4 protein-coding genes are annotated in these 4,423 nt (G+C 75.8%); all 4 read left to right on the top strand.

Going from position 1 to position 4,423, the window contains the following annotated elements:
• Positions 1 to 2,174 (top strand): acyltransferase family protein (locus HMPREF3099_RS02525; RefSeq protein WP_371327503.1); only part of this gene is annotated, 2,174 nt, incomplete at its 5' end.
• A 242-nt stretch (positions 2,175 to 2,416) separates the two neighbouring features.
• Positions 2,417 to 2,980 carry a DUF4242 domain-containing protein gene (locus HMPREF3099_RS02520; protein ID WP_070703650.1) on the top strand — a complete coding sequence of 188 codons (564 nt, stop codon included), beginning with the start codon at positions 2,417 to 2,419 and terminating at the stop codon, positions 2,978 to 2,980.
• Positions 2,977 to 4,098 carry an acyl-CoA/acyl-ACP dehydrogenase gene (locus tag HMPREF3099_RS02515; RefSeq protein WP_083323423.1) on the top strand — a complete coding sequence of 374 codons (1,122 nt, stop codon included), beginning with the start codon at positions 2,977 to 2,979 and terminating at the stop codon, positions 4,096 to 4,098. The genes HMPREF3099_RS02520 and HMPREF3099_RS02515 overlap by 4 nt, the downstream gene beginning before the upstream one ends.
• Positions 4,095 to 4,423 (top strand): ATP-binding cassette domain-containing protein (locus HMPREF3099_RS02510; RefSeq protein WP_141761946.1); only part of this gene is annotated, 329 nt, incomplete at its 3' end. The genes HMPREF3099_RS02515 and HMPREF3099_RS02510, both read left to right, overlap by 4 nt.

Below are 4,423 nucleotides of genomic sequence, written 5' to 3'. Positions count from 1 at the left end.
ACCGCGTGCGCCGCGTGCCCGCCCCCGGCACCCGGGCGGCGGCCCAGCGCGACACACAGCGACCGGCCACCCCGGCCACGGCCCCCACCGGGTTCCGCCCCGACATCGAGGGCCTGCGCGCCGTGGCGGTGCTCTCGGTGATGGCGTACCACGCCGGCCTGCCCTTCGTGCCCGGCGGCTTCTCGGGCGTGGACGTGTTCTTCGTGCTCTCGGGCTTCCTCATCACCGGCCAGCTCCTCAAGGAGGTGCGCTCCACCGGCACGGTGGACCTGCCGGCCTTCTACGGGCGCCGCTTCAAGCGCCTGCTGCCGGCCGCCACCCTCGTGCTGGCGTTCACCGCCGTGGCCTCCTGGCTGCTGCTGCCGTCCACTCGGTGGCGCGAGATGTGGGGCGACGTCGCGGCATCGGCGCTGTACGTCGTCAACTGGCGCCTGGCCGACCGCTCCACCGACTACCTCGCCGAGGACTCCCAGCCCTCCCCGGTGCAGCACTACTGGTCGCTCGCGGTGGAGGAGCAGTTCTACCTGCTGTGGCCGCTGGTGCTGCTCGGCGTGGCGATGGTGGTGCGCCGCCAGCGCACGCGGCTGGGCCCCACGGCCGTGGGCGGGCTGCTCCTCATCGGCCTGCCGTCCTTCGCGTGGTCGTTGTGGGCCACCGCGCACACGCCGGAGTCGGCCTACTTCGTCACCACCACGCGGCTGTGGGAGCTCGTGGTGGGCGCCGTGGTGGCCTGCGGCGCCGGGTTCTGGCCGCGCCTGCGCCGCCCCGCCGCATCGGGCCTGGTGCTGCTGGGCGTGGTGCTGGTGCTGGCCGGCTTCTTCCTGGTCACGCCCGCCACCCCGTGGCCCGGCAGCGCGGCCCTGCTGCCCACCCTGGGCACCGCGATGGTGGTGGCCGGTGGCGTCTCCGGCGGGGGTGTCCTGCTGGCCGGGCTGCGCTCCGCGCCGATGGTGTGGGTGGGCGGCCTGAGCTACTCGCTGTACCTGTGGCACTGGCCGCTGGTGGTGCTGGTGGACCAGGGCCTGTTCGACGGGGACGCCCCGCTGTGGGCCACCCTGCTGGCCGTGCTGGTGGCCGTGCCGGCCGCGTGGGCGGGCCACCGGCTGGTGGAGAACCCGGTGCGCTTCGCCCCGGCGTTCAAGCGCACCCGCAACGCCCTGCTGCTGGGCGCGGGACTCACCGGGGTGACCGCCGCCGCGGCGCTGGTGGCCATCGGGTCGCAGCGGACCGAGCCGGCCGTAGACCTGACCGTCGGCCACCACGGCGCCGAGCAGCTGCTGCCCGACCCCGGTGCCGGCACCGTGCCCGCGGACGTGGAGCCCGTGGTGCGGCCCGAGGCATTCGCGGCCGACCCGGCATCGATCACGCCGGCGCCGACGACCGCCGTCGAGGACGTGCCGCCCACCCACGCGCGCGGCTGCCACGTGACCCAGGAGAGCCCGGACCCGGTGGAGTGCCGCTTCGGCGACCCCGAGGGCGACGTGGTGGTGGCCGTGGCCGGCGACTCCAAGGCCGACCAGTGGCTGCCCGCCCTGGACGACTGGGCGAGGCGGCGCGGGTACCTGGTGGTGTCGTACACGAAGTCGTCCTGCACCTGGGCCGACGCGCCCCTCACCCAGCACAAGGGGTACGCCAGCTGCATGGCCTGGGGCGCCGGGGTGCGCGAGCGCCTCACCGCGCTGGAGCCGGACGTGCTGGTCGTCAGCGGCGGGGCCCACGTGGCGTTTGCCGGCGGAGAGACCCGCGAGTACGGCGTGGAGCCGCTGGTGGCGGGGTACGAGCGCAACTGGCGGCCCCTGGCCGAGCGGGGGACGCGGGTGGTGGCGCTGCTGGACGTGCCCGTGCCACCGACGAAGGTGTACGAGTGCGTGGCCGAGCACCGGCAGGACGTGACGGCCTGCGACTGGCCGGCCGCCGAGGGCAAGGGCTCGCCCCCGTTGCGTGGTGCCGTGGACCGGGTGGAGGACGCCACCGTGGTGGACCTCAACGACTTCCTCTGCCCCGAGGGGACCTGCCGGGCCGTGGTGGGCGGGGTGCTCACCTACCGGCAGGGCGCGCACGTGACGGCGAGCTGGGTGCGGTCGATGCAGAAGGTGCTCGACGCGCGGTTCGACGCCGCGCTCGAGGGCCACGTGCCAGCCCGCGGCGGCGAGGCGGGCGGCGGCGAGGGCTGAGCCGGACCACTCACCGAGGACCCCCGAACTGGACCAGGACCCCTGGGCTGGGTCAGGAACACCCCACCGTGGCGAGGGGGTCCTGACCCAGGCCGGGGGTCTCTGTTGTGTGGGGGGGTGCCGGCGTGCGCTATCTCACATCACTCTGAGTTTGGAACATCCGCACGCCTGTTTACCGTTGTGCGGCGTCGACGGTGCCGACCGCACCGGCCGCACTCCCCCACCACCCCCGAGGAGCACCCATGAGCCTGCAGCTGATCGAGATCGTCCCCGCCGACACCGCCCACGAGGCCGTGTCCGCCCTGCTCGACCGCGCGGCATCGGCCCTCACCGAGGCAGGCCACGAGCTGGTGGAGGCCCAGGTGACCTCCGACCGTGGCCGCGTCTTCGTGATCGCCGAGGTGCAGGGCGAGACCGATGCCGCGCCCGCCGCCGACCTGGCCACCGCGCTGGGCGACGCCGCCGCCGAGGTCTCCGAGCCCGCCACCGTGCGCCTCGTGGGCGCCGAGCTGGCCGACGTGAAGGCCGCCCGCCCCGCCGCCGGCTACCTGGTGGAGTGGGACATCCCCGCCGAGATCACCATGGACGCCTACCTGGCGCGCAAGAAGGCCAACGCCCCCAAGTACGCCGACGTGCCCGAGACCTCCTTCCTGCGCACCTACGTCCGCGAGGACACGGCCAAGTGCCTGTGCTTCTACGACGCCCCGGACACCGACGCCGTGGTGCGCGCCCGCGAGGCCGTGAGCACCCCCATCGACCGCCTGCACGTGCTGGACCTCGACCTGCTGCGGGGTGTGGGCCGGTGACCACCCTGGCCGCGCGCACGCACACCGGTGTGGACGCCAGCCCCGAGGACGCGCACACCGCACTGCTGGAGGCCGCGGCCGAGCACGCGGCGGCCGTGGACCGCGGCGAGCGCCCCGCCTTCACCACCCTGGCCGAGCACGGCGGCACCGCGCTGACCCTGGGCCGCGGTGACACCGCCACCGCCGGCGACCTCCGCGAGCAGGTGGCCGTGCTGCGCGCCACCGGCGCCCGGTGCCTGTCCACCGCGTTCTCGCTGTGGGGCCACCGGATGGGGGTGGAGTACCTCGACGCGGCCGGGGCGCCCCTGCCCGAGGGCGTGGAGACCGGCGCGGTACCGCTGAGCTCGGCCATGGCGCCGCTGTTCAAGAGCGCGGCCGGGCTGGGCGAGGTGCCCGTGGTGGGCACGCCCCTGCCCGACGGCGGGCTGCGCCTGGAGGGGCGGATGCCGTGGGCGTCCAACCTGCTGCCCGGCGGCGAGGTGCTGCTGCCGGTGCGGCTGGAGGAGGGCGGTGCGGCGGCCGGCGGGTCCGAGGCGACCGCTGGCCCTGCGCTGGCCGTGGTCCGCGTGGCCACCGACGACCCGCGCCTTTCCGTGCGTCTGCTGTCCGGCCTCACGGCGCTGGAGGCCACCGCATCGGGATCGCTGGCCCTGGACGGCGTCCAGGTGGGCCCCGAGCGGGTGCTCACCCGCGACGCCGCCGCCCTCCGCGAGCGCGTGACGACGCCCTTCCTGGCGTTCCAGAGCGCGTTCTGCCTGGGCCTCTGCGAGGCGTCGCTCGCCGCCAGCGCGGAGTTCCTGGCGGGCCCGGAGTCGGCCGTGTTCGCCGACGACCACGCGGCCCTGTCGCGCGAGCTGGAGGAGCTCACCACCCGCCTCGAGGCCGTGGCCGCCGCCCCGGCCGAGGCCTCCCGCCGGGAGCTGGTGCGCCTGCGTCTGGCCGCCGCGCACCTCACCGGCAGCACCACCACCCTGGAGCGCCGCGTGGCCGGTGGGCGCGGCTTCGCCCTGCGCTCGGCCACCAGCCGCCGTGTGCGCGAGGCCGAGTTCCTGCCCGTGCAGTCGCCCACCGAGGGCCACCTGCGTGTGCTGCTGGGCCGGTTGGAGCAGGCGGGATGACCACCGTGCTGCGCCTGCGCGGCGTGGGCTACACCCACCCCGGTGCCGCCTCACCGGCGGTGGCCGGGGTGGACCTCGACCTCGTGGCCGGCCGCACCACCGTGGTGCTGGGGCCCTCCGGCAGCGGCAAGTCCACGCTGCTGCGGGTGGCCGCCGGACTGCTGGAGCCCACCACCGGCACCGTGGAGCGCCACCCGGCGGCCCGCCGTCCGGCCGTGGCCTTCCAGGAGCCGGCCCTGCTGCCGTGGCTCACGGTGGAGCAGAACCTCGTGCTGGGCACCGGGTTCCGCGCCAACCGGGGCGCCGGGCACCTCTCGGCGGGCGA

It is taken from the genome of Kytococcus sp. HMSC28H12 (genome assembly GCF_001816045.1).
GTDB classification, from domain to species: Bacteria; Actinomycetota; Actinomycetes; order Actinomycetales; family Dermatophilaceae; genus Kytococcus; species Kytococcus schroeteri.
This window is presented reverse-complemented; position numbering and strand designations above follow the sequence as displayed.